Consider the following 24,989-nt stretch of genomic DNA (forward strand, 5'->3'; position numbering starts at 1 on the left):
CACAAAAAATACGGTGAAGCTTTCGCTTCACCGTATTCAATCCCATCGGGAAAATTTCTGTAACCTTCTCAGATCTTATTCCTCTCCGTAAAGAGTAACAAGTTTCTTAAGATAAGCATATCTTTCCATAGCTTCTTTCTCATTCAATGCGAAGAGTCTTTCAGCCTTTTCTGGATCTGCTCTCTTAAGAGCGTTGTAACGAACTTCTCCATCAAGGAATGCCTGATATTCTTCCTGCTTAGGCTCTTTGCTGTCTAATGTAAACTTAGCGCCTTCTGCTGCAGGATTGAATCTGAAGTTGTTCCAGTATCCACACTCTACTGCTAACTGTTCCTCAGTCTGAGCTTTGCTCATACCCTTCTTAATACCATGGTTGATACATGGAGCGTAAGCAATGATAAGTGATGGTCCTGGATATGCCTCAGCCTCTGCAATTGCTTTTACAGTCTGGTTGAAGTCTGCACCCATAGCGATCTGTGCTACGTATACATAACCATAACTCATAGCGATTCCTGCAAGGTCTTTCTTCTTCGTCTCTTTTCCGCCTGCAGCGAACTGTGCTGTAGCACCAGTCTTTGTAGCCTTAGAAGACTGTCCACCTGTGTTAGAGTAAACTTCTGTATCGAATACCATGACATTGATGTCTTCTCCACTTGCTAATACGTGGTCAACACCACCAAATCCGATATCATAAGCCCATCCGTCACCACCGAAGATCCACTGAGATTTCTTAGCGAGGAAGTCTTTATTCTTAACGATATCCTTACATGTATCACAGTCACATCCATCTAAAGCTGCAACTAATTTATCTGTTGCATCTCCGTTAGATACACCGCAGTTAAATGTATCAAGATATTCCTGACAAGCTGCTTTTACATCAGCAGATGCTGCATCAGATGCTGCAACAGCCTCAACTTCTTCTTTTAATCTCTTTCTGATTGCCTTCTGAGCAAGTAACATACCATAACCAAACTCAGCATTGTCCTCAAACAGTGAGTTGCCCCATGCAGGACCCTGTCCCTTAGAGTTTACTGTGTATGGTGTAGACGGTGAAGAGTTACCCCAGATAGAAGAACATCCTGTTGCGTTTGCAATGTACATTCTGTCACCGAATAACTGTGTGATCAGTTTTGCATAAGGTGTCTCACCACAACCTGCACATGCTCCTGAGAACTCAAGGAGTGGCTGTTTGAACTGGCTTCCCTTAACTGTCTCTGGTTTGAATTTAGCAACAACTTCTGGTTTTACTTCAATCTCTCTTCCGAAATCAAATACTTCCTGAGAAGCTACATTTTCTTCCAGACTCTTCATAACAAGAGCTTTTTCACCCTTCTTACCTGGACATACGTTAGCACAAGAGCCACATCCTGTACAGTCAAGAGCTGATACTGTCATTGTAAATTTCATTCCCGGCATACCGATCATATCGATTGCTTTTGTTCCTTCTGGAGCTTTTGCAAGTTCTTCTTCTGTAAGAGCTACCGGACGGATAACAGCGTGTGGACATACATATGCACAACGGTTACACTGAATACAGTTTTCTTCCTGCCATACCGGAATATCTACTGCGATACCACGTTTCTCGTACGCAGAAGATCCAGATGGTGTAGATCCATCTACATAATCATTGAATGCAGATACTGGAAGTGAGTTACCTTCCTGAGCATTAACCTTAGCCTGAATATTTTTAACGAAATCAACAACGTCTTCTTTTCCACCCTTAACTTCTGGTGTGAATAAGCCTTCGTCTTCACAAGATTTCCAAGACTCTGGTACTTCTACTTCAACAACCTGTTTTGCACCTGCATCGATTGCATCGTAGTTCATCTGTACGATCTTGTCACCTTTTCTTCCGTAAGTAGCCTTAGCAGCTTTCTTCATAAGATCAATTGCTTCTTCCTCTGGAATGATAGAAGCCAGTTTGAAGAATGCAGACTGAAGAACTGTATTGATACGTCCGCCAAGTCCGATTTCTTTACCGATCTTGATACCATCAATTGTGTAGAATTTGATGTTGTGGTCAGCAATATAAGCCTTTACCTGTCCTGGTAAGTGTTTCTCAAGTCCTTCCATATCCCATGGGCAGTTCAGAAGGAATGTACCGCCATCAACAAGTTCCTGAACCATGTTGTACTTATTTACATAAGATGGATTATGACAAGCTACAAAGTTTGCCTGTTTGATCAGGTATGTTGATTTGATCGGGCTCTTACCAAAACGTAAGTGAGACATTGTTACACCACCAGACTTCTTAGAGTCATAGTCAAAGTAAGCCTGTGCATACATGTCAGTGTTATCACCAATGATCTTAATGGAGTTCTTGTTTGCTCCAACCGTTCCGTCTGCTCCAAGTCCCCAGAACTTACAGTTAATAGTTCCTTCTGGAGTCGTAACGATCTCTTTTCCTGTCTCAAGGGAAAGATTTGTAACATCATCCACAATACCAATTGTGAATCTTGCTTTTTCTGTATTGTTAAATGCTGCAACGATCTGTGCAGGTGTTGTATCTTTGGAACCTAATCCATAACGTCCGCAGTTTACTGGAACTGCTTCGAATTTCGTTCCCTTTAATGCAGATACTACATCAAGGTATAATGGCTCGCCCTGTGCTCCTGGCTCTTTTGTTCTGTCAAGAACATTGATCACCTTAACTGTCTCAGGGATAGCATCAACTAATGCCTGTGCGCAGAATGGTCTGTAAAGACGAACTTTCACAACACCAACCTTTTCGCCTGCTGCCAGCATGTAATCGATTGTCTCTTCAATGGTGTCACATACAGAACCCATAGCAACGATTACTTTCTCTGCGTCTGGTGCTCCATAGTAGTTGAATAATTTGTAGTTTGTTCCGATCTTCTCATTAACCTTGTCCATGTATTCCTGAACGATTGCCGGCATAGCATCGTAGTATGGGTTACATGCTTCTCTTGCCTGGAAGAAGATATCCGGGTTCTGAGCGGAACCTCTCTGACATGGGTGATTTGGATTAAGCGCATGATTTCTGAACTCATCGATTGCATCCATATCTACCATGTCCTTCAGATCTTCGTAATCCCATGTCTCAATCTTCTGAATCTCATGAGAAGTACGGAATCCATCAAAGAAGTTGATAAATGGAAGTTTTCCTTTCAGTGCTGCGCAGTGTGCAACCGGTGTCAGGTCCATAACTTCCTGAACGCTGGATTCACAAAGCATAGCTGCTCCTGTCTGACGACATGCATACACGTCAGAATGATCTCCGAAAATAGATAAAGCGTGGCTTGCAAGGGCACGTGCAGACACGTTAAATACACCCGGAAGCTGCTCACCGGCTACTTTATATAAGTTAGGAATCATCAACAGTAAGCCTTGAGAAGCTGTAAAGGTTGTTGTAAGAGCTCCTGCTGCCAGAGAACCATGTACAGCTCCTGCTGCTCCTGCCTCTGACTGCATCTCTGTTACCTGTACAGTCTGTCCAAAAATATTTTTTCTACCCTCGGTAGCCCACTCATCTACATGCTCTGGCATAACAGATGATGGTGTAATCGGGTAAATAGCCGCAACTTCGGTATACGCATAGGAAGCGTGAGCTGCTGCCTGATTACCATCCATGGTCTTCATTTTTCTTGCCATTTTTGTTGTTCCTCCTTAAAATTTAATACAAATTTTTACAATTTGACGTGTATAATTATTATAGCCCTTGCCCTTTTAAAAGTCTAGTCATTCTTAGTTTTATTTTGTTCATTTTCCTGTACAACTCCCCCCTTTTCTCAAAGAATCTTCTGTTATTTTCTCTAACTACTCAGCTCTTAAATTATTTGAATATTGTTATGTTTTTTTTCAAATTTTCTGTAAAATCATCTTTTCAAATCCTTTTCCGTCTGCTATAACAGGTAAAAATTATACCAATCCACCGTCCACCATAGATTGGAGTGATCTTTATGAAGAAATCAGAAACAACTTATGTCCCCGAAACAAACGGACACGACCTTTGGAACTCTCGCTTCGGCTATGTCATGGTGGCTGCCGGCGCCGCCATCGGTCTTGGCAATATCTAGCGTTTTCCTTATCTTGCCTATCAGGGTGGCGGCGGTATCTTCATCCTAATTTACATTATTGTCGTATTCCTTATGGGATATCCAATGATTCAGGCTGAAAGTGCGATCGAACGTTACGCACGCGCAAATGTTGCCGCTTCTTTTGGGAAAATCCGCAAACGCTATCGATTTATCGACTGGATTGCCATTCTCTGTACTGCCATCATTGACATGTATTACGTCATCATCGGCGGGTGGGTGGTAAAATACTTTACAACTTACATAACAGGCACTGATTTTGGTTCAGATACAACGATTTATTTCAACGAATTCACCTCCTCCACGGCAGAGCCACTGATCTATGCCGCCATTTTGATTACATTTACTGCTATTATGCTGTTCTTTGGCATCACCAATCTGGTAGAAAAAGTCACTAAAGTGATTATGCCTTTCCTATTTATTCTGCTTGTTGTCTGTGGTATTTGGGCGATTTTTTCATCTCCCGGCGCAGTAGATGGTCTCAAATGGTACCTTACGCCTGATTTCAGCAAGCTCAGCATCAAAGTATTTGCAGATGCTGCTACACAGGTGCTGTTTTCTATCGGAATCGGCTGGGGTATCTTTGTCACCTTGGGAGCCAGCCTCCCTCATAAAAGCAACATAAAAAAAGACGCACTATGGATTGGCGTCTGTGATACTACCGTTGCGCTTTTATCCGGATTTGTTATTATCCCATCCGCATTTGGCGCCAACGTAGATATGGCCAGTGGTCCTTCCCTGATCTTTATCGTAATGACTCAGATCTTCGGGAGACTTCCGGGAGGCCACATTATCGGCATACTATTTTTCATGGCTTTGATTTTTGCGGTTCTTTCAACATTGTTTACTGTATTTGAAATTCCGATCAAATGGATTGAGGAAACACTGCATATCTCCCGCCGTAAAGCAACAGTTCTGGTTTCTTCTGTTATTTTCGCCGGCGGAATCATTGTATCACTTGGCTTTGGTATTCTAAGCGAAGTACAGCTTCCGTGGTTCGATATCCATGGCATTTCCTACTACAATATTTACAGCTGGCTAGACACCTTCACAGTCTACGTACTACTGCCGCTTGGTTGTCTTCTAACCTGCTTCTATGTATCAAAAATATTCAAGCAGCTAATAAAAAGGAAAGTTCACCATGAACTTTCCCTTTTATCTTGACCCTCTTATTTCATAAACCAACCGCGGTCGACCTTATCCAATATAAACAACTTCTTCTTTGGGCTGTTCTGCCGGCTCCATGGAGACTAAATACAACACCGGCTGTTTATTTCCAAACGACGTCACCGACTCATACTCAAACCGTGCACGCAGACGAACCCATTCTTTCTTCTTACAGTCCACTTTTTCCTTGGTTTTACACGGGTATCCATAGAACCTGGTATCTGCCGCACAACAAGTCATAATCTTGCGCACCGGAACAAACATGTTATCTTCCATTCCCCTTGGCCGAAATGTCTGTGCAAGAAATTCTATTTCTTTATGAAGATATAATTCCGGGTGATCATAAGCATCCACATACCAGATTCCAAAATCCATATCCTCTACCACAATTCGATCTCCCTTTACATCATACGGAAGATCTTCTTCAGAAGGTTCTATAATCTTCCCGTCTGTCCCCTCAAAGATCAGCTGCGCCATAGGATTTTGTACTTTCAGCGCTCTTCTAAACCCTGATCGATCTACTCCTTCCGCGCATCGGTTAACTACAATCAATTCTGATTCTGTCAACTGCTCCATCAAAATGTTCCGCATATTCTTAAGATACATATCGAGCGTCTCGCCATTTACGGTAGAATACACTCCCTGCAGCTCCCAGTTTCTCGGATAACGAATCATCAGAAGCTCCTCCAGCTTCCACATTCCGTTAAACTCAATCACTACCTGAACTGGACGATAATTCTTTTCACAATTTTTAAAGAAAACTGCATTTAGCTGATCGAACTCGTCTATTTTCAAAAGGATCATATCTTTTTCCTTCAGATATTCCTCTGAGTATTCTACCTCTCCTTCTTCACACACAATCAAAAGCGTCCGCCCTGGCTCAATCCACTCCTGTTCCATCAACACATCTTTCACCATTGTTGTCTTTCCGCTGTCCAGAGTTCCTGTACACACAAATACCGGTGTCACCATGATATCTTCTCCTTTATTTTTTCTTTAAAATTTATGTGTCTATAAAACATGAAACAATGTCTGCAATTTTGTTTCTTTCAAATCTGTACCAATCACGCAAATTCGCCCGGTATAATCCGCTTGGCCTTCACGCACTTCTATCTCGCCCGGCACAAGATCAAATTGTTTCCATTCTCCAGTTTCCAGTTCAACAATTCCCTTCGCCCTAAGAATTGTACCGTAATTGCTCGTATCAGCCAATTCTTTCACAATCTGCTCCAACTCTCCTTCTGTATAACGATGCGCCGTCTCCTTTCCCCAGCTTGTAAAAACTTCATCTGCATGGTGGTGTCCATGATGATCATGTGAATGATTTTCCATGTTATGGCTGTGACTTTCCGGGTGGTGGGTATGGCTTTCCGAACCGTCGTGGTGATCACAACAACCGCTGTGGTGCGTATGCTCTCCATGATCATGATGAGCATGATGATCATGGTGGTCACAACACTCATGGATATGGTCATCCTGATGGTTGTGATGACTGCCGCATCCACAAGTAACATAAAGATCCAAAATTCTCCGATCCTTCTCAAACGCATGTAAAACCGCCTCTTGCCCAAGCTTGTCCCATGGCGTAGAGATAATTGCCGCATCCTGATTTTCACCACGCAGCATTCGTACACATTCCTCCACTTGCGCATCCGTCATCAACTGTGTGCGGCTGATAACAATCGTAGATGCGTGCGCAATCTGATCCCGATAAAATTCACCAAAATTTTTCAGATAGGATTTTGCTTTTTTCCCATCCACAACTGCAATTCGTCCTTCAATCGCAATTTCTGCATTTGCATTTACCGATTCAACTGCTCGGATAACATCCGACAATTTCCCTACACCTGACGGTTCGATAATTACGCGATCCGGATGATAATCTTCCAACACCTTCTGAAGTGCTTTACTGAAATCTCCTACCAACGTGCAGCAAATGCAGCCGGAGTTCATTTCCGTAATCTCTACACCCGCATCTTTCAAAAAGCCGCCGTCAATTCCAATCTCACCAAATTCATTTTCAATCAGCACAAGCCTTTCTCCGGCAAAAACCTGGTTGATCAACTTCTTAATAAAAGTTGTCTTTCCTGCACCGAGAAACCCTGAAATAATATCCACCTTTGTCATTATCAATGCCTCTTTTCTTATCCAAAATTCATTCCATATCTTATCACAATTTTCCCCCATCTTCAATTAGGGACAAGGGAAAACGCATTTGGGACGGAGTTTTTTGAAAAAAACTCCGTCCCAAATGTAATGTTAAATCAAACCACCAATTGACAAAAACAATGGGGCAAATACCAACGATACGATTGTCATCAACTTAATCAAAATATTGATAGACGGTCCGGAAGTATCTTTAAATGGATCTCCCACCGTATCTCCTACCACAGCAGCCTTATGCGCTTCACTTCCCTTTCCTCCATAATTTCCATCTTCTATGTATTTTTTTGCGTTATCCCACGCGCCTCCTGCATTTGACATAAATATCGCCATCATCACTCCTGTCACCAATGCTCCGGCCAATAATCCCCCAAGTGCTCCAGGTCCAAGAACAATTCCAACTACCAGGGGAGCCGCTACCGCCATCACTCCCGGAACCAGCATTTCTTTTAATGCCGCCGTCGTAGAAATGGCAACACAGGATTTGTAATCTGGCTTTACGGTTCCTTCCATAATCTCAGGATTCGCCCGAAACTGACGACGTACTTCCTCTATCATCTGATATGCCGCTTTTGATACAGACTGCATTGTCATAGCTGAAAACAGAAACGGAAGCATTCCTCCAATCATAAGGCCGATAATAACACGGCTATCCAAAATATCAATAGATTTTAACTGCACCGCCTCCGCATATGACACGAACAACGCCAACGCTGTAAGAGCCGCAGATCCAATTGCGAAGCCTTTCCCCATTGCTGCCGTTGTATTTCCTACCGCATCCAACCGATCTGTAATTTTACGAACATCTGACGGCAGACCTGACATTTCCGCAATTCCCCCTGCATTATCTGCAATTGGTCCATAAGCATCCACCGCAACTGTAATCGCCGTTGTAGATAACATACCTACCGCTGCCAGGGCAATTCCATACAAACCGCAGAACTGATACGCCACCAAAATACCTACACAAATCAAAAGAATCGGAATAGCCGTTGACTTCATTCCCACTGCAAGCCCACTAATAATCGTAGTTGCCGATCCCGTTTCTGACTGTTCCGCAATCTCTTTTACAGATTTATAATCGCCGGAAGTATACACTTCCGTAATAATTCCAATCAAAAGTCCTACTACCAAACCAGATACAATAGCAATCGCTGCGTGGAAATTTCCAAAGAAATATTGACTAAATACAAATGCCGCTACAAGTACCAATACACTAGATACGTAGGATCCCATTTTCAATGCCTTATGAGGATTGGATTTTTCGTCCCCTTTTACAAAAAATGTTCCTAAAATGGAAGCCAAAAGTCCCAAGCCTGCGATCATCAACGGGTAAACTGCTCCCGCTATCTCATAATATACAATGCCAAGCGTCAATGCAGAAATCAGTGCACCAACATAAGATTCAAATAAGTCCGCCCCCATTCCTGCCACATCTCCAACATTATCTCCCACATTATCCGCAATAACTGCAGGGTTTCTCGGATCATCTTCTGGAATTCCTGCTTCTACTTTTCCAACCAAATCGGCTCCCACGTCCGCCGCCTTCGTATAAATACCGCCGCCCACACGTGCAAATAACGCAATCGATGATGCCCCCAAGCTAAAGCCTGATAGAACCTCAACATTTCCAGTCACTAGATAAATAACACTGACACCAAGCACGCCCAAACCTGCAACACACATTCCCATCACTGCCCCACCGGAAAATGCAATAGACAATGCCTGGTTCATCCCTTTTTCCTTCGCAGCATTTGCCGTTCGTACATTGGCTCTGGTAGCCACCGTCATCCCAAAATATCCGGCCAGCGTAGAAAACAATGCCCCAACAACAAAGCAAATAGCTGTAATCCAGCTTCCCACGCCCACTCCAATCAACACAAACAAAATTGCCATAAAGAAAATAAGGATCTTGTACTCTGCAGCCAGAAACGCCTGCGCGCCCTCACTGATTGCAGATGCAATTTCTTTCATTTTCTTCGTTCCTGCACTTTGCCGATTCACTCGTGCTGCCAACACACATGCAAATAAAAGAGCTGCCACTGCAAAAACCGGAACAATGTTCAAAAACATTTCCATAATACAAAACCTCCCTTACATTTTCTGTGATTTCATATTATCACAAAATTTTGTTTTGTATATATATATTTCTGTTTTTTTATCGATTTTGTTCTTTATTTTAGAACCAATGGTTTATACACCGCAATTAAGCACACATCTTATTCTCCGTCCTTTCGTTTGGGACGTGTACATTTTCAAAAAACTCCGTCCCCAATGAAATTCACCCTGTCCCAAACATCAAAAAAAGAGAAGTCAGAATTATCTTGACTTCTCTTCTGCTAAAAACGCCGCTCCCAAAGCGCCCGCATATCTTCCATGTTTGGTTGGATCTACATTCTGTCCAATTTTTTCAGACAAAATTTTTGTGAAATATTCGCTGCTGCTAAGCCCGCCCGTCAAAATTACTTTCTCCGGAAGATTCTTCCTCTGGCTCAATTGTGCAACCTTAGCCGCCACAGAATCGACCACCCCTGCTGCAATATCCTCTCGTTTTCGTCCTTCTCCGATATAATTAATTACTTCTGACTCCGCAAACACCGTACACAGAGAACTGATCGGAAGCACAGTTCCTTCTGCCGCCATATCAAACAATTCCTGAAGCGTCACGCCAAGTCGGTTTGCCATAATCTCCAAAAACTTTCCTGTTCCCGCAGAACATTTATCATTCATAAGGAAATCCTGTACCATTCCATGTTCTACCAGTATCACCTTCGTATCCTGTCCACCAACGTCAATGATTGCACAATTCTCACCTGCCATCTCTCTTCCGCCCCGTGCATGACAAGTAATCTCTGTAATTACATAATCAGCAAAATCAACAGCTACACGTCCGTATCCAGTTGCCACAACCTTGGTATCATCCGACAGAACATCAATTCCATCTTCTTTCAGCCTTTCTTTAATTGTCTGGCAGGTCTCCTTACTGCTCCATCCTGTAGGCAATACAAACGCCGATTCTTTTTCTCCTCTGGTCACAACTTTGGAAGCTGTAGAACCAATATCAATTCCTACATAATTCAATATTCTCTACCTCTATCTAACAATATTTATCCCGATGGGGATTAACATCCCTCTCAATAGCCGCAATCTTCAGAATCTCTATCTCATGTTCTGCAATGCAGTCTTCAATTGCCGAAATATCCTCTTCTTTTACCAAAAGAGAAATTCCACAGCACTTACTCGCAGCCCTTGGGGTCGGAGCAATTGTCGCTCTGACCCCCAGCTTTTTTAATTCCTGATATAAGCGCATGCCATTATCATGATTGGGAAATAAAACATAATGCTGAATCGTCTGCATTTTTTACTTCCTCTCTATCTGCCCATCTTCAAAATGGACTTTTATCTTCTCTTTCTGACAATCAGTGATTCAGCATTTCAATAAATGCACTGACTCTGGTCCGAAGCTGCTGTGCATCACTGTCTGTATAATCTGTCTCAATACTCAGCACAGGAATACCAGCTTCCTTCAACGCCCGCTCTACAAAGTAGCCTTCTGTATCGTACAGATTACAGAATTTCAGATTTACATCCATAATTCCGTCCACCTTATATTCCTTCGCCAACCGAAGAATATCATCAATTCGGCCTTCATTTGGTGTAAAACATGCACAATTGATCTTCATATACCGCTCTGCCAATGCTTGAATCTGATCATCAACCGTTTCCTTTGTCTCATCTACCAGATTTTCAAAATAACGTGTTCCGGTACACATTTCTTCACAGACAACCACACCGCCACTGGTCTCTATAATATTATGCAACTTCCAGTTCGGAATTGCAAGTGGTGTTCCAGTCAGCATAATCCGTTTCGTTCCAGCCGGTACCACGCTGACTCCATTTTCCACTCTCTGTTCCAATTCATCACAAAGTGCATTTGTCATCTGCGTAAATCTTGCCGGATCGTCATAGAATGCGATCTGGGAAATAAGAAGCGCATCTCTTCCACTGATCGGAACCACATCCTGCTTCCTTGTATGATACAGTCTCTCCAGCGCTTTTCGCTTACTGTTAATAAGCTTTATACTCTTTGCTAGTTTCTCTGCTGTCACCTGATTTCCTGTAAATTCCTCTACCTTATTCTTAAAATCAGCAATTTCTTCTGCCCATGCCTGTACATCTTTGGCCCGTTTCATCTGAGGAAGGTTCATCACATAAACCGGAACGTCCTCTCCTAAAATTTCCCATGCCTTTTTCTTACCGTCACAGGTAGTTTCACCTACATACATATCGGCAATTCTGAAAAACGGACACGTCCGATCCAACCTTGCTCCAACAGAGGCTTTAATTAACGGACAGGTATTCGTTGGAAGTACCTTTTCTCCACCCGGTACCCAGAACTGGGATCCGCCACACAGCCCGGTAGCAATTGCATCCGCTGCAAACACAATTTCATCCGGAACATAAACACAAAATGTTCCAAATACTTTACCGCCCTTTTCCTGATGCTCAATTAGTTCTGCCGGACGGATTCCATGAATATCTGCAACTACCATATTATAGTAATCCATTCCCTCCGGACGGTTTTCCTGCGACAGGTAAACATCTCCAAATGCCTGTGGAAGCACAGCACATAATTGATCATGCATTTCCACATCCATACCAAGATCTTCCCACATCTTACGATAATCAGCCATTTTCTTTCCTCCTTGCATCTTTGCTTCGCTATTCTCCTGTGATTCTTCCGAATCCTATTACCAATACCGTATCATGTTTCCAGCATACGAGCAATGGGAGCAAGATGCCCGGGCGATCGTTTTTTTTGATATATTCACAAATATATTTGCATTTTCTATACTGAGAGCAATTCTCGAATTCCATCTGTGCAGTGCTCAACCTCTTCCTGCGTATTTGCCGCGCTAAACACAAACCGCACGGTTCCCTGGGGATAGGTTCTAAGTGTCTGATGCGCAAGCGGCGCACAGTGAAGTCCAACCCTTGTCATCACTCCGTACTGCTGTTCCAGTTCAAATGCCATAACCGCATTATCTTTTTCTAAAAAATCCAACGACACGACTGCTACACGATCTTTTATGTTCTGTTTTCCTACAATTCTTACTCCCGGAATACTTCTAACCCGATCAAGGAACTGCCTGGTAAGTTCCATTTTCTTTTCATGGAGAGTCGAAAGACCCGTTCGCTCCAGATAAGAAAGCGCTGCATTTAACCCTATAATCCCCGGAAGATTCATCGTACCACTTTCATATTTATCCGGAAGTGTTCCTGGCATTTCAAGAGAATCCGACTGACTTCCTGTACCACCCGAAATATAAGGAATCATTTCTTTATCTAGTTCTTCTGTCAACAAAAAACCGCCTATTCCCTGCGGGCCAAGCAGTCCTTTATGCCCGGTAAAAGCAAGAAAATCAATTCCACACTCCTCCATATTTACCGGAATCGTACCTGCACTCTGAGCCGAGTCCACTACGAACCAAAGATGATGACGCTTACAAACCTCTCCTATTTCCCGAACCGGAAGCACCGTTCCACACACATTGGATGCATGCAACACAATAACTGCCCGAGTATGAGGCTTTATCGCCCGCTCTACCGCCTCCGGCGCCACACTTCCATCCAATTCTGTGTGCACCACATCATACGTAATCCCCCGCGACTTCATCTGTGTAAGCGGACGCATCACCGCATTGTGTTCCAATCCCGAAACCAATACATGATCTCCCTCTTTTAAGAAACCTTTGATAAAATAATTCAAAGAATACGTAATTCCGGGGGTAAAGATCACACGCCTGGAATCCGATGCATGAAACAGCTTTGCCAACTGATCACGGGTCTGAAGCACCAATCCTTCTACCTCATATGCCCCTTCGTAATTTCCACGGTTAATGTTAAACGCTCCCGTCATCAGAAGTTCTGACATTGCCTCTGCTACCTCTGGTGCTTTCGGCCAGGAAGTACTTCCATTGTCAAAATAAATCTTATTCTCCATAATCAATCCTCACTAACACCAAACCTTGCGGAGGCGCTGTTACCCCCGCCTCCGTCCGTTCCTTTGCCTCCAGTATTTCCTTTACTTTCTCCGGTTTATAGAACCCCCTTCCGACACGAATCAACGTCCCCGCAATAATCCGAACCATATTATAAAGAAAGCCATTTCCCGTGACCCGAATCACGATTTCTCGTCCTTCCCTATCAATTTCAATTCGATCCACCGTCCGCACCGTGCTTTCCACATTGGTCCGCACATTACAGAAGCTTGCGAAATCATGCTCTCCCACCAAATATGCTGCCGCTTCCCGCATCTTCTCAATGTCCATAGGAAAAGAGACAAACGCCGTGTACTGGCGCCGTAGCGGGTTTTTCGTCTGATCATTGTAAATTCGATATTCATATGTCTTTGTCACCTTACTCTGATACCTCGGATGCCAATCGCAGGGGACTTCCTCTGATTTCACAACCACAATATCTTCCGGAAGGCGCTGATTCAAAGCATAAGCTATTCGTTCTGCCGGTATCGAAGATTCCGTATCAAATACCGCTACATTTCCAAGAGCATGTACCCCTGAATCGGTTCGGCTTGCGCCGATAATACGTATCTCCTCTCCCGTTAATTTGCATAATGCTTTATTCAAAACTTCTTCAATTGTAATTCCATTGGGCTGGATCTGCCAGCCACAGTAATTTGTGCCGTCATATGCAACAACAATTCTGACTCTTTTCATGCTAAACCTCCAGGGACAGGGTAATTCTTAATCGGGGACGGAGTTTTTTGCAAAAAACTCCGTCCCCGACGACAATTAAAACACCCACACATGCAGTGGTACGTACCTTCCTATTACGAACACCGCTATTACATATACAATTACAACAACATAAGCAATTCTATCCCGTTTCTCATAATGAAGTGGCTTCATCTTAGTGCGACCGTCACCGCCCCGATAACATCTTGCCTCCATCGCCATTGCCAGATCATTTGCCCGCCTAAATGCCGATACAAACAATGGCACGAGAATTGGAATCATGTTTTTGGCACGCTGAATGATATTTCCATTTTCCAGATCTGCTCCACGAGCGATTTGTGCCTTCATAATTTTATCCGTCTCTTCCAAAAGAATTGGAATGAAGCGAAGCGCGATAGACATAATCATCGCCACTTCATGTACCGGTACGTGAATTTTATTCAACGGATGAAGTAATTTTTCAATTCCGTCCGTCAGCTCATTCGGCGTTGTTGTAAACGTCATAAGCGATGAGCCAATGATCAAATAGATCAAACGTACCGCCATATAAACCGCCGTCTGAAGACCACCTTCTGTGATGGTAAAAATCCATGCATGAAATAATACTTCCCCATCTCTCGTCAGAAACAGATTGAAAATCACTGTAATCATCAACAGCATAATAACCGGTTTTAATCCCTTTACAATATAGGAAAACGGAACCTTCGACAAACGAATTACAACCGCCAAAAATAATGTTGCCACAATATATCCTGGAATACTCTTAAATAAAAACAAAGAAACCAGATATAAAAGTGTAGAAACAAGTTTCACTCTGGGATCCAACCGATGCAAAATGCTCTTCGCCGGATAATATTGTCCTATTGTTATATCTCTTATCATTTCCTCTTCTCCAAGGCATGCATAATTTCTTCTGCCGCTTCTTCTATCGTCGTAATATTCGTTTTTACATCCAACCCCTGCTCTTTCAAATCATGCATAATGTATGTGACTTGAGGCGCTGCAAGACCGATTTTTTCTAACTCTTTATAGTGCGCAAAAACCTCCACCGGTTTTCCATTATACTGAACCTGTCCTTTATTCATCACGATAATGCGATCTGCATATCGTGCGATATCTTCCATACTATGGGAAACCAAAATAACCGTCAGATCAGATTGCTTATGAAGATAAGCAATCTGATCCAAAATATCATCCCGCCCCTTAGGATCCAGACCAGCTGTCGGTTCATCCAACACCAATACTTTCGGACGCATTGCCAATACCCCGGCAATTGCCACCCGTCGCTTTTGCCCTCCAGACAATTCAAATGGAGAAGCTTTATAATATTTTTCTTTTAGTCCCACTAACTTCAGTGCCTCTAATGCCCGCGCCTTGCACTCTTCTGGTGACAACCCTTGATTTTTCGGTCCAAAACACACATCCGTCATCACGTCCACTTCAAACAACTGATGCTCCGGATATTGAAATACCAGGCCCACTTGATTGCGAAGCTCCCGCATCGGATATCCCTCTTCGTAAATATTTCTTCCTTCATAATACAATGCGCCACTGGTAGCTTTTACCAAGCCATTCAGGTGCTGAATCAAAGTGGATTTTCCGGAGCCCGTATGGCCAATAAGCCCGACAAATTCTCCATGTGGTATCTCCAGACAAATATCCTTAAGGGCATGCTTTTCATAAGCTGTCCCCTGGCTGTATACATAATTTAAATGTTCTAATTTAATCGACATATCGCATCCACCAATTCTTCTTTTTTCAAGATTCCCGCCGGTATTTCAAGACCTTTCTTTCGCAAGAGATCCGAAAGCACCGTCACCTGCGGAACATCCAAACGATATTCCTTTAACTTGTCCACCTGAGCAAATACTTCCCGCGGCGAGCCTTTCATCACAACGTGTCCATGATCCATTACATAAACCTGATCTGCATCCACTACTTCTTCCATATAATGGGTAATTAGAATCACCGTTACATGCTTTTTTTCACGCAGTTTCTGTACTGTCTTTAGAACTTCTTTTCTTCCCACAGGATCCAACATTGCTGTTGGTTCATCTAATACAATACATTTTGGTTCCATCGCAACGACTCCAGCAATTGCCACTCGCTGCTTTTGTCCTCCGGATAACTTATTTGGCGAATGATGGCGATATTCTATCATTCCAACCGCCTTCAAGCTTTCCTCCACTCGGCTCCAGATTTCATCTGTTGGTACTCCCAGGTTTTCCGGACCAAATCCCACATCTTCCTCTACAACAGTTCCGATAATCTGATTATCCGGATTTTGGAAAACCATCCCCGCCGACTGACGAACCTCCCACAGATTTTCGGGATCTTTGGTATCCTTTCCATCCACCCACATGGTCCCTTCTGTCGGAACCAAAATCGCATTCATATGCTTGGCCAGCGTAGATTTTCCCGATCCATTATGACCTAGAATCGCAATAAACTGCCCTTCCTTTACGTCAATGTCTACGCCGTCGATGGCACGCGACATTCCGATTACATTGCCTTCTTCATCTCGTTTTTCATATTCATATACCAGTCGCTCCGTCTGAACCATACCCATAAACAGCCGCCTCCACCCTGCTTTTACGTTAACTCTTTTCCTATTGTACGTTATCATTTCCTTTTTTGCAAGCGCAATCCCCATCTTGGCAGCAATGGTTTCTTCTAAAAATCCGCTCAAAGAGATGCTCTGCCGATCCTTTAGATAAAAGAAATGTGCGATACCATTCTGATAGATACCGCACATTTTTATTCCTTTGTCTTTTACATCTTTTCCGGTTCCGGATAATCCACACCCATGGTGTCAACCGTCACTTTTTTCATTCTCTGCACATTTAACGGTCTGTCACTGTAATCTGTATCCGTCTCAGCAATCTTATTAACAACATCCATTCCCTCAATAACCTTTCCAAATGCTGCATAAGCACCGTCAAGATGCGGTGAATTCTTGTGCATAATGAAGAACTGAGATCCTGCTGAATCTGGATGCATTGCTCTTGCCATTGACAGAACACCTTCTGTATGTGCTAATGCATTTGGGAATCCATTCTGTGCAAACTCTCCTTTAATCTGATATCCCGGTCCCCCCATTCCGGTTCCATCCGGGCATCCGCCCTGAATCATAAAACCACGGATAACACGGTGAAAAATCAGACCGTCATAGTACCCCTTCTTTACCAATGAAATAAAATTATTTACTGTATTAGCAGCAATCTCCGGATAAAGCTCCGCTTTCATAATATCTCCATTTTCCATTTCAATTGTAACAACTGGATTTGCCATTATTTGTTCCCTCTCTTTATCATAAATTTCAAATTTCTTTTTATTGTAACGGATTATTTATCATCCGTAAAGTAAAAACCTTCAAAGTCATATTTATACACCCGATAAATACATGTCTCTGAATCCATCTGATATCCGCCAATCAACTGATGATCCTTGTCATATTCTCCAAAGCTTCCGGAATCTCCCGATGCATATACCACATTTTCTCCTGTTTTCTGTACGCTTCCGCCATACTCTGAAACAGGCAGTTCAAAAGATTCTTTCAGACAGAAAGTTCCGCTATTCTCATCTACTAAATATTTATAATAATAAGATTTTGCTTCTTTCTTCTGCTCTTCTAAAATTCCTATCTGTCCCCAATCAAGATCCGGTCGGGATTTACTTATTCCTGTATCATTATTAAACAGATAGAGATAATACTGCCCTTCTTCTAACTCTTTGTCCTTAGCATAGAACACCGAACTTTGTCCGCCCTGAATCGTAAACTCTCCATCCTTTTTCAGGACCAAATTCTCATATGGCGTTCCATTCCAGATCTGTGGTTCCCCAATGATATAAGCCACCGTCGGATTATCATAAATGCTGACGAGTTTAATTATCGATGAGGTTTCTCTAGAACTTAAAATCAATGCCCCATCGCCTGCCCACTGAATCGAATTTATCTGCATCCAGTCAAGCTTTCCTTCTTCATTTCTCTGACACATAGCTTTATATTCTGGAAAAATCTTTCCCAAGTCCAAAACTTCTGTAACCGCTCCAGACTTTACATCCAATTTCAATACGATATCCTCCAAGCTATCTTTGGAAGAATCTGTCGCAAGAATCAAAAGATTTCCATTTTCATCAAATACATAATCGTGATGCAGACGATAAGTTCCCAGGTCATAGATATTGGTAATCTGACCCAGGCGGTTCATCTGTACCATCTTCGTGTCTGAAATACTGTAATACATGAAACCATCTTCAAAAATCAGCCGTTGGCTTCTTCCACCAAGAAGGGGAATTTCCCCTCTTAACACACCTTCATTATCATAATAATACATAAAATCCGGCGCGCTCTTCTCATTTCCAAACACCACGTACAGCCCATTCTCCGGCTTACTTTCAGTCTCTTCGGTCTCCTTTTCCAGCAGGACATCCTCATCTCCTAGAACCGATCCCATTTCCATGACAATCTCTTTTTTGTCTGTCGAGCCATCTTCTCTCGTCATAAAAAACGTAATTTTGTTCTCCATCTCCGGCACCAAACCGACCACCTGAAATTCATGTTCCGTTTGATATTCTTCTTCCTGCCAGACATTTGCTGAAAATTCACCAATCTTCTTATCTTCTGCATCAACCTTATAAGAAACACTGACCGGATCCTTGGTGCAGAAATATACATACAATGACTGAGCATTCGTCCCAAAGGGGTTCTTCTCAATCAGCATATTTTTGACGGTATAGCCGCCAGCCTCCTTTTTCTTCTCCAGCTCTTTTTCAATCTTCTGCTGGCTTTCCACCTGATACGTATCCTTAATTTCCTGAATCGTCTGCTTCTGCACATCCGTTAGATTTACCGATTGCTGCATAACCTCGTCCTGCTCTGCTGCATTTACCTGCATATTGCCTGATGCAAGAAAACACACAGCCAAAAGACCTATTATCCACATCTTCCTTCTCAATATAATTACCTGCCTTTTATTGGGGACGTGTACTTTTCAAAAAAACTCCGTCCCAAATGAAATTTTCCCTGTCCCTATTTTACATAAAAGGACTGTTCCACCTCTGTGGGGATAACTTCCGAATCTATCCACTCAATGTTAATAAAACTGTTCCTGTTGAGCCCCTCCAACAATTTATCGATCATTGGCTCTCTTCCCTGAACCTCCATCTTAACCGTTCCATCATATTCGTTTTTCACCCATCCTGTCAAGCCCAATGACTGTGCCAGGTATTTTGCCGTATACCGAAATCCAACGCCCTGTACACGACCGTAAAACTTATATTTCTTCCTTATCTCTGTCATAAATCCAATCCTTCTTTTCCACTTCTTTCTTATTCTAATCCCAAATATGTGGAAAATCAATTTGCAATTTGGGACACGCTGAAAGTTAATCGGGGACGTGTACTTTTTAAAAAAACTCCGTCCCCAATGGATCAAACAACGACAACTGATAATCCCGATTACTCTTTGCCGCTTTCTCCCGAATCACCTCATCCCCCCGTAGATTTCCAATCATAAGGGAAGACTTCGGATCATGCATAGCGTGTTTACGCTCCGTGCTCTCTTTCCTCCCATTAGCATAACAATACTTACAACCATGGATGCAGGTATCATAGATGCCAATGTCAACGCTTTCTGCGCATCCGCACTCCCTGCGCTGTCCGCTATCTTTTTTCAAATCCAGTTTATAACCGATCAATTTCCGAATTCTTTCCTTGTCGATACACGCGCCATGTAAAATTCCATATTCGCTCAGATCAATTTTTTCTGCGCAAGTATACAACGGAAGACCATACTTCTTCGCAATCTTTGCAAAGCCTTTTCCTAGTTCCCGCATGTCTTCCTCTTCCAGTTCCAAAAACGGACTTTCTTTATAATTGTCAACAAAACTGATCATACACCTTGTTGTTGCCTGGTGGAGCCATTCGCACATCTGTTCAAACTTTTCAAAATGATAATTTATTGTATATTTATCCGTCAGTAAAACAGGATCATATCTCCAGTCTATCCGTTCTTTTCCAATTTCTTCACTCAAAAGCAAAAAGGTGGCCATCGATTCTTCTGTTCTGGGAATGTTGCTTTCTAGATCCTCTTCATATCCTGTGATCGTCATCTGAAAATAGTAATTATATCCCATGCTATCTATTTCTTTCAGATATGGCAGGAGTGGTTGAGGATTCTTAGTCCAAAAAGCAATACAATCAACCGTATCCGGTGATAGAGAAATACGGCTGACTTTTTTTCTATTATAGGGATTTGGAACCAATACTTCTCCCGCTCTCAAACGATTTACAAACCATTCTGGATACAGAGCCGGAATATCTGTTCTTCTGCTGACACTGATAATCATTCCTGCCTCCAAAAATTGTTCAGATTATTCTTGATATTGTATTCATCATATACCGAAACTCCCCAATCGTCAATTATCCTCTTTTTCTTTTGGATACTATATCCTTTCTATTTGCCGATTCCTCTGCGCCTTTATCGTCCAAAATATTTCTCCACCAATCCGCAATACTCCTGATACAGCTTCTCGTCTTTGAAAGCATCTGCAAGTGCATCCCGCACACCTTTATAATACCAGCCAATCACAGTCTTATCCTTCATCCGGAAACGCTCCCACAGCCGCTCGCCTGCGACAGGATAATCCCGGTCAATGTCCCGCATATTGGAAAGCTTATCTGCAAGTCCGACCATCTGCACCTCCCATGGTGCCGTCCGCAAATGTTCGATCGTAAACGTCTTTCGTTCCATCCAGCTTTTCGATTTATCTTCACTTTCCTGCGCCACAATATATGCAACCTTCTCAGAAAACTCCTGCGCCAACAGACGCTGAGAAACCCCTTCACAATCTTCAATCGTGTCATGAAGAACAGCGGCACAAATCACGTCCTCATCATCTGTCATTTCCGCTACAATTTCACTAACCTCAACCGGATGTACAATATACGGCCTTTGCGTCCCTTTCCGAAACTGTCCCTCGTGTGCTCTCGTTGCAAATTTCATTGCCTTTTCAATCATAACTGCACCTCTTCTCCTTCTATTTCATCCCGAAGTCCTGCCTTTTCCCGTCTGTGGAACAGATCAAAAATACAAGGCACCACAAACAAGGTCAACAGTGTTCCATAAACCAATCCTCCGATTGTCACTACCGCCATTGGCTGAATCATATCGGCTCCCATTCCTACTCCAAGCGCCAATGTAAAGAGCCCCAAAATCGTAGTCAGCGCCGTCATAATAATCGGACGAAGTCTCGTCTTCCCCGCTGTTACCAGCGCGTCTTTTTGCTCCATCCCACTTCGCATCAACTGATTGGTATAGTCAATAAACACAATTCCATTATTTACAATGATTCCAGACAGCATAACAAAGCCAATCATCGCAATCACACTCAGCGACATCTGAGACATCCAAAGGGCCAGAAGTCCTCCGGTAAATGCCAGCGGAACAGTAAACATTACAATAAACGGAGAACGAAGGGACTGGAACTGCGCCACCATGATCAAATACATAAAGACCAGTGCAAGCCCAAGCATTTTAAACAGCTCTGTCATCGCTTCATTGATCGTCGCATCTTCTCCGTCCATCTCTACTTCATACCCAGCGGGCACATCGTAAGATTCCAACGCCTTTTTCACCCGGTTACTGACTAAGCCAATGTTATCTCCTTCTTTGATTTCCGCCGTCACCGACATATAACGACTCTGATCTTTCCGACTGATTGCCAAAAGTCCGGTTGCATCTTCAAAGGATGCGATATCAGAAAGTTTTACTTCCTCCGATGTTCCATCCTGCTTCTTTGCCGTCACCGCCATATTGCGGATCTCTTCCCTGGTCATGCTTTCTTTCGCATCCTCTCTGACATAGACGCCGTAATCCTGCACGTCTGTAGAAAGTGTCGTCGCCTCCTTTGATTCTGCAAGTTCCTGATATAACTCCTGATAGACCTGTGCTACCGTCAATCCATGCGCCACCGCCTTTGCCTTATCCACGACAATTCTCATCTCTGGCTTATGATCTTCGGTTCCATCCAGCACGTTCTGTGTTCCCTTTGTATTCGCCACTATTTTTTTGATGTCACCCGCTATTTTTTGAAGCTGATCCACTTCCTTCCCTTTGATCTGAATACTGATTCCGGCATTTCCAAGCGCGCTCATATCCATATTTGACATAACTACCGTTAATTCTCCGTCAAGATCTTTGGTCACCTCTTCAATTTTTTTCTTAAGACTTTGATTATCCATGGATGGGCGTTCCTTCGTAATTGCATAGAAAGAAACTTTATTTTCCTCCCCCCGAGTTCCCATCATGTCTGATGCTGCAACCATTGCTCCTACATCTTCAATATCAGGAATTTTTCCCACTCTTTCCATTACTTGATCTGCAACTTTTGCTGTATCTTCCAGACTGGTTCCTTTCTCCATTTCAAGATTCATACTAACTTGGCTACTCTCCATCTGAGGCATAAATTCCGTTCCACGCGTCGATTCCAAAAGAATACTTCCCAGAAACAGAATGAATGCTCCTGCAAGTACCAGTTTCTTATGTCGAAGCGCCGCTGCAAGAAGCATTCCATAGGCATCCTTTATCTTCCGGAAGAAGTTTGACTCCTTCTCTTCCGTTCGCTTCAAAAGCCCGGCTGAAATCATCGGAACCAATGTCAATGCTACCACAAGACTTGCCAGAAGCGAATACGCAATAGTCAAGCCCATGTCTACAAACAGCTGTCTGGTAATTCCTTTCGTAAATACAATCGGAAGAAATACGCATACCGTAGTTAAAGTAGACGCCATAATTGCTCCGCCCACCTGCCTTGCTCCCTCAATTGCCGCTTCTTTTGCCGATGCGCCTTCTTCATTTCTCATTCTGTAAATATTTTCAATCACCACAATGGAGTTATCTACCAGCATTCCCACACCGAGCGCAAGCCCTGACAGCGAAATAATATTAAGCGTCACTCCTGAGAAATACATGGCAACCAGCGCCGTCATAATACTGATCGGAATCGAACATGCAATAACAAATGTCGGCCGGATACTTTTTAAAAATACCAGCAAAATCAGAATCGCCAACGCCGCGCCATACAATAAATTCTGAAGTACCGAATTGACAACCATCTCAATATAGATTCCCTGATCCATCAAGATAACCATTCCTATATCCGAATGTTCCTTTTGGATCTGTCGGAACTTTTCCTGTACACGCCTGCTGACATCCCCGGTAGAATACCCGGTTTGTTTCTGAATGCTCAGCATCAGTCCCGATTCCCCATTAATCTTCGCATAAGTCTCATCTGCATTATTGACCAATTCCACACTTGCAATATCTGACAAGCAGATCGGATCAAAGCCTTCCGTATCAAGAAGTACCAAATTCTTAATATCTTCAATACTTCGGAATTTATCACCCACACGGATTAGATAATCAATCCCATCCTCTCTCACATACCCTGCCGGCATCCGAAAATTCTGGGCATTCAGCAAGGTTTCCACTGTTTCTGCCGAAAGAAGATCTCCCATCCCCGCAGCTGCTAGATCTGCTTCGCTACCTGCTGCCTGCGCCTGTGCTTCCTGCATCTGAATCGCCATCTCTCCAGCTGACAGACTTGCCTGTGCCTGTCCTAATCCTGTGACTGTTTCCAGCTGAGCTGAGGCAAGTTCTCCCCTTGCCTGGGCTAATGTCATTGCCCCGCTGTTGACCTGCGTCTTAAGATTTTCTAACTGACTTTTCCCCTGTGTAATCTGGGACATATTTTCTGTCAGTGTCTGCACCGTCGCATCTGCCTGAGAAAGAGCTGCCTGCGCCGTCGCATACAACGAGTCGTAATTGTCCATTACCGGCTGAAGCTTCGCTTTCTGAGCCTCTAAGTTCGCACGTTCTTCTTCCGTAAGATCTGGATTTTGAAGCGCTGCCACAATTTGTTCATAGCTTTCCTTTGCCGTGGCAAGCTCTGTAATCTGAGCCTCTGCCGCAGCCTTTGCTGCCTGTGCCATCGCAAGCGACTGGGAAAGCTGTGTCTCTGCCACATTAAGTTCTGCCATTTTCTCGCTAATCTCAAGCTGTGCCTGTCGGATCTCCTCACTTTTTACAGCCACCTGTGCTTCCGCCTCTGAAAGTCCGGCCGCCGCCTGCTGCTGCCCAATCTCCAGCGCAGCTTTTCCACTTTCCACCTGAGACTTAGCTTCCTCCAGCGCACTTTTGGCTTCATTGATTTTTGCTTCCATCTCCGCCTTCATATCAGCATTTAATTGTGTAATCTGCTCTTCGTGAAGGGTTACCTCCACCATTTCTTCTACACTTCCTGATACTCCAACCGAAGCAACACCCTCGACGCTTTCTATCTCCGGTATTACTTCGTCCTGAATCAGCTGGCTGGCACTTCCGGCATCCTGCCCCTTTGCACTGACAGCGGTAATCAGTACCGGCATCATATCTGGATTTAATTTCATAATAATGGGATTCGATACTGCATCCGGCCAGAACCCCTGTATCTGATCGAGACTTTCTCTCATCTCGATAGTAACGGCGTCCATATTGGCAGTTTGATCGAATTCAAGAACCACTGTGGATGCATTTTCGCTGGATATTGACTGAACAGTCTTGATATTGCTGACGGTTGCCATCGTCTGCTCTACTGGTTTCGTTACCACTTCCTCTACTTCTTCCGGGCTTGCTCCCGCATAGGTCGTTGCAACGATAGCATACGGAAGATTCATGCTCGGAAGCAGATCTACCGTCATATTCTGAAATGATACAATTCCTAAGATAATAATTAGCACGACCCCTACCACAACCGTATAGGGTCTTTTCACACTCAATTTTGACAGCATAATTTTCCTCTCACTTTAG

The 24,989-nt window shown here is 43.3% G+C and carries 18 protein-coding genes and 1 pseudogene; 1 reads left to right on the top strand and 18 read right to left on the bottom strand.

The features are described 5' to 3' along the window. Positions 1-75: 75 nt before the first annotated feature. Positions 76-3,612, bottom strand: coding sequence for a pyruvate:ferredoxin (flavodoxin) oxidoreductase (gene nifJ / locus WKT00_RS05375; RefSeq protein ID WP_101694804.1), 3,537 nt, complete (start codon positions 3,610-3,612; stop codon positions 76-78). Between the two features lie 437 nt (positions 3,613-4,049). On the opposite strand from nifJ, the pseudogene WKT00_RS05380 reads away from it, so the two are divergent. Next, a pseudogene (locus WKT00_RS05380) lies at positions 4,050-5,219 on the top strand (sodium-dependent transporter); the annotation flags it as partial. A 33-nt stretch (positions 5,220-5,252) separates the two neighbouring features. On the opposite strand, the gene WKT00_RS05385 reads toward WKT00_RS05380, so the two are convergent. The 17 genes from WKT00_RS05385 to WKT00_RS05465 form a co-directional block, all read right to left on the bottom strand. Beyond that, on the bottom strand, positions 5,253-6,194 hold the full coding sequence (locus tag WKT00_RS05385) for a TIGR03943 family putative permease subunit (protein ID WP_173814527.1): 942 nt from the start codon (positions 6,192-6,194) through the stop codon (positions 5,253-5,255). A gap of 39 nt (positions 6,195-6,233) precedes the next feature. Next, positions 6,234-7,349, bottom strand: a complete 1,116-nt coding sequence (locus WKT00_RS05390; RefSeq protein ID WP_340261632.1) for a CobW family GTP-binding protein — start codon at positions 7,347-7,349, stop codon at positions 6,234-6,236. Positions 7,350-7,481: 132 nt separating this feature from the next. Continuing rightward, positions 7,482-9,464, bottom strand: a complete 1,983-nt coding sequence (locus tag WKT00_RS05395; protein ID WP_101694808.1) for a sodium-translocating pyrophosphatase — start codon at positions 9,462-9,464, stop codon at positions 7,482-7,484. Positions 9,465-9,704: 240 nt separating this feature from the next. Next, entirely contained in the window at positions 9,705-10,466 is a 762-nt protein-coding gene (locus WKT00_RS05400) for an acyl-CoA dehydratase activase (RefSeq protein ID WP_101694809.1), read from the bottom strand. 16 nt (positions 10,467-10,482) lie between these two features. Next, on the bottom strand, positions 10,483-10,743 hold the full coding sequence (locus WKT00_RS05405) for a DUF3343 domain-containing protein (RefSeq protein WP_173814529.1): 261 nt from the start codon (positions 10,741-10,743) through the stop codon (positions 10,483-10,485). Between the two features lie 61 nt (positions 10,744-10,804). Continuing rightward, positions 10,805-12,079: a double-cubane-cluster-containing anaerobic reductase gene (locus WKT00_RS05410; RefSeq protein WP_173814530.1), complete on the bottom strand. Its 1,275-nt coding sequence runs from the start codon at positions 12,077-12,079 to the stop codon at positions 10,805-10,807. 155 nt (positions 12,080-12,234) lie between these two features. Beyond that, positions 12,235-13,389: an aminotransferase class V-fold PLP-dependent enzyme gene (locus WKT00_RS05415; RefSeq protein ID WP_173814531.1), complete on the bottom strand. Its 1,155-nt coding sequence runs from the start codon at positions 13,387-13,389 to the stop codon at positions 12,235-12,237. Beyond that, entirely contained in the window at positions 13,379-14,122 is a 744-nt protein-coding gene (truA, locus tag WKT00_RS05420; RefSeq protein ID WP_101694813.1) for a tRNA pseudouridine(38-40) synthase TruA, read from the bottom strand. Before truA ends, WKT00_RS05415 begins: the two co-directional genes overlap by 11 nt. Positions 14,123-14,197: 75 nt before the next feature. Then, complete coding sequence (locus WKT00_RS05425) at positions 14,198-15,022, bottom strand: energy-coupling factor transporter transmembrane component T family protein (protein WP_101694814.1); 825 nt, start codon at positions 15,020-15,022, stop codon at positions 14,198-14,200. Next, positions 15,019-15,873 (bottom strand): energy-coupling factor transporter ATPase, encoded by an 855-nt coding sequence (locus tag WKT00_RS05430; RefSeq protein WP_101694815.1) that lies wholly within the window; start codon positions 15,871-15,873, stop codon positions 15,019-15,021. Before WKT00_RS05430 ends, WKT00_RS05425 begins: the two co-directional genes overlap by 4 nt. Beyond that, positions 15,858-16,709, bottom strand: coding sequence for an energy-coupling factor transporter ATPase (locus WKT00_RS05435; protein WP_101695306.1), 852 nt, complete (start codon positions 16,707-16,709; stop codon positions 15,858-15,860). Before WKT00_RS05435 ends, WKT00_RS05430 begins: the two co-directional genes overlap by 16 nt. A gap of 203 nt (positions 16,710-16,912) precedes the next feature. Beyond that, positions 16,913-17,431 (bottom strand): peptidylprolyl isomerase, encoded by a 519-nt coding sequence (locus WKT00_RS05440; RefSeq protein ID WP_173814532.1) that lies wholly within the window; start codon positions 17,429-17,431, stop codon positions 16,913-16,915. Positions 17,432-17,484: 53 nt separating this feature from the next. Beyond that, positions 17,485-19,086, bottom strand: a complete 1,602-nt coding sequence (locus WKT00_RS05445; RefSeq protein ID WP_101694817.1) for an aryl-sulfate sulfotransferase — start codon at positions 19,084-19,086, stop codon at positions 17,485-17,487. A gap of 86 nt (positions 19,087-19,172) precedes the next feature. Further along, positions 19,173-19,442: an acylphosphatase gene (locus WKT00_RS05450; protein WP_101694818.1), complete on the bottom strand. Its 270-nt coding sequence runs from the start codon at positions 19,440-19,442 to the stop codon at positions 19,173-19,175. A 106-nt stretch (positions 19,443-19,548) separates the two neighbouring features. After that, positions 19,549-20,490 (bottom strand): DUF1848 domain-containing protein, encoded by a 942-nt coding sequence (locus WKT00_RS05455; RefSeq protein WP_101694819.1) that lies wholly within the window; start codon positions 20,488-20,490, stop codon positions 19,549-19,551. Between the two features lie 131 nt (positions 20,491-20,621). Next, positions 20,622-21,161, bottom strand: a complete 540-nt coding sequence (locus WKT00_RS05460) for an HD domain-containing protein (protein ID WP_101694820.1) — start codon at positions 21,159-21,161, stop codon at positions 20,622-20,624. Next, on the bottom strand, positions 21,158-24,970 hold the full coding sequence (locus WKT00_RS05465) for an efflux RND transporter permease subunit (protein WP_340261659.1): 3,813 nt from the start codon (positions 24,968-24,970) through the stop codon (positions 21,158-21,160). The genes WKT00_RS05460 and WKT00_RS05465 overlap by 4 nt, the downstream gene beginning before the upstream one ends. Between the last annotated feature and the right edge of the window lie 19 nt (positions 24,971-24,989).

It is taken from the genome of Dorea sp. ICN-14282 (genome assembly GCF_037890115.1).
GTDB lineage: Bacteria > Bacillota > Clostridia > Lachnospirales > Lachnospiraceae > Dorea_B > Dorea_B phocaeensis.

What these genes read in the sequence shown, in the direction of transcription:
- WKT00_RS05445 (WP_101694817.1), bottom strand. Translation starts at nt 19,086, where the DNA reads ATGTGGATAATAGGTCTTTTGGCTGTGTGTTTTCTTGCATCAGGCAAT.
- WKT00_RS05430 (WP_101694815.1), bottom strand. Translation starts at nt 15,873, where the DNA reads ATGTCGATTAAATTAGAACATTTAAATTATGTATACAGCCAGGGGACA.
- WKT00_RS05460 (WP_101694820.1), bottom strand. Translation starts at nt 21,161, where the DNA reads ATGATTGAAAAGGCAATGAAATTTGCAACGAGAGCACACGAGGGACAG.
- WKT00_RS05465 (WP_340261659.1), bottom strand. Translation starts at nt 24,970, where the DNA reads ATGCTGTCAAAATTGAGTGTGAAAAGACCCTATACGGTTGTGGTAGGG.
- WKT00_RS05390 (WP_340261632.1), bottom strand. Translation starts at nt 7,349, where the DNA reads ATGACAAAGGTGGATATTATTTCAGGGTTTCTCGGTGCAGGAAAGACA.
- nifJ (WP_101694804.1), bottom strand. Translation starts at nt 3,612, where the DNA reads ATGGCAAGAAAAATGAAGACCATGGATGGTAATCAGGCAGCAGCTCAC.
- WKT00_RS05435 (WP_101695306.1), bottom strand. Translation starts at nt 16,709, where the DNA reads ATGGGTATGGTTCAGACGGAGCGACTGGTATATGAATATGAAAAACGA.
- WKT00_RS05410 (WP_173814530.1), bottom strand. Translation starts at nt 12,079, where the DNA reads ATGGCTGATTATCGTAAGATGTGGGAAGATCTTGGTATGGATGTGGAA.
- WKT00_RS05450 (WP_101694818.1), bottom strand. Translation starts at nt 19,442, where the DNA reads ATGACAGAGATAAGGAAGAAATATAAGTTTTACGGTCGTGTACAGGGC.
- WKT00_RS05395 (WP_101694808.1), bottom strand. Translation starts at nt 9,464, where the DNA reads ATGGAAATGTTTTTGAACATTGTTCCGGTTTTTGCAGTGGCAGCTCTT.
- WKT00_RS05405 (WP_173814529.1), bottom strand. Translation starts at nt 10,743, where the DNA reads ATGCAGACGATTCAGCATTATGTTTTATTTCCCAATCATGATAATGGC.
- WKT00_RS05455 (WP_101694819.1), bottom strand. Translation starts at nt 20,490, where the DNA reads ATGATTATCAGTGTCAGCAGAAGAACAGATATTCCGGCTCTGTATCCA.
- WKT00_RS05415 (WP_173814531.1), bottom strand. Translation starts at nt 13,389, where the DNA reads ATGGAGAATAAGATTTATTTTGACAATGGAAGTACTTCCTGGCCGAAA.
- WKT00_RS05385 (WP_173814527.1), bottom strand. Translation starts at nt 6,194, where the DNA reads ATGGTGACACCGGTATTTGTGTGTACAGGAACTCTGGACAGCGGAAAG.
- truA (WP_101694813.1), bottom strand. Translation starts at nt 14,122, where the DNA reads ATGAAAAGAGTCAGAATTGTTGTTGCATATGACGGCACAAATTACTGT.
- WKT00_RS05440 (WP_173814532.1), bottom strand. Translation starts at nt 17,431, where the DNA reads ATGGCAAATCCAGTTGTTACAATTGAAATGGAAAATGGAGATATTATG.
- WKT00_RS05425 (WP_101694814.1), bottom strand. Translation starts at nt 15,022, where the DNA reads ATGATAAGAGATATAACAATAGGACAATATTATCCGGCGAAGAGCATT.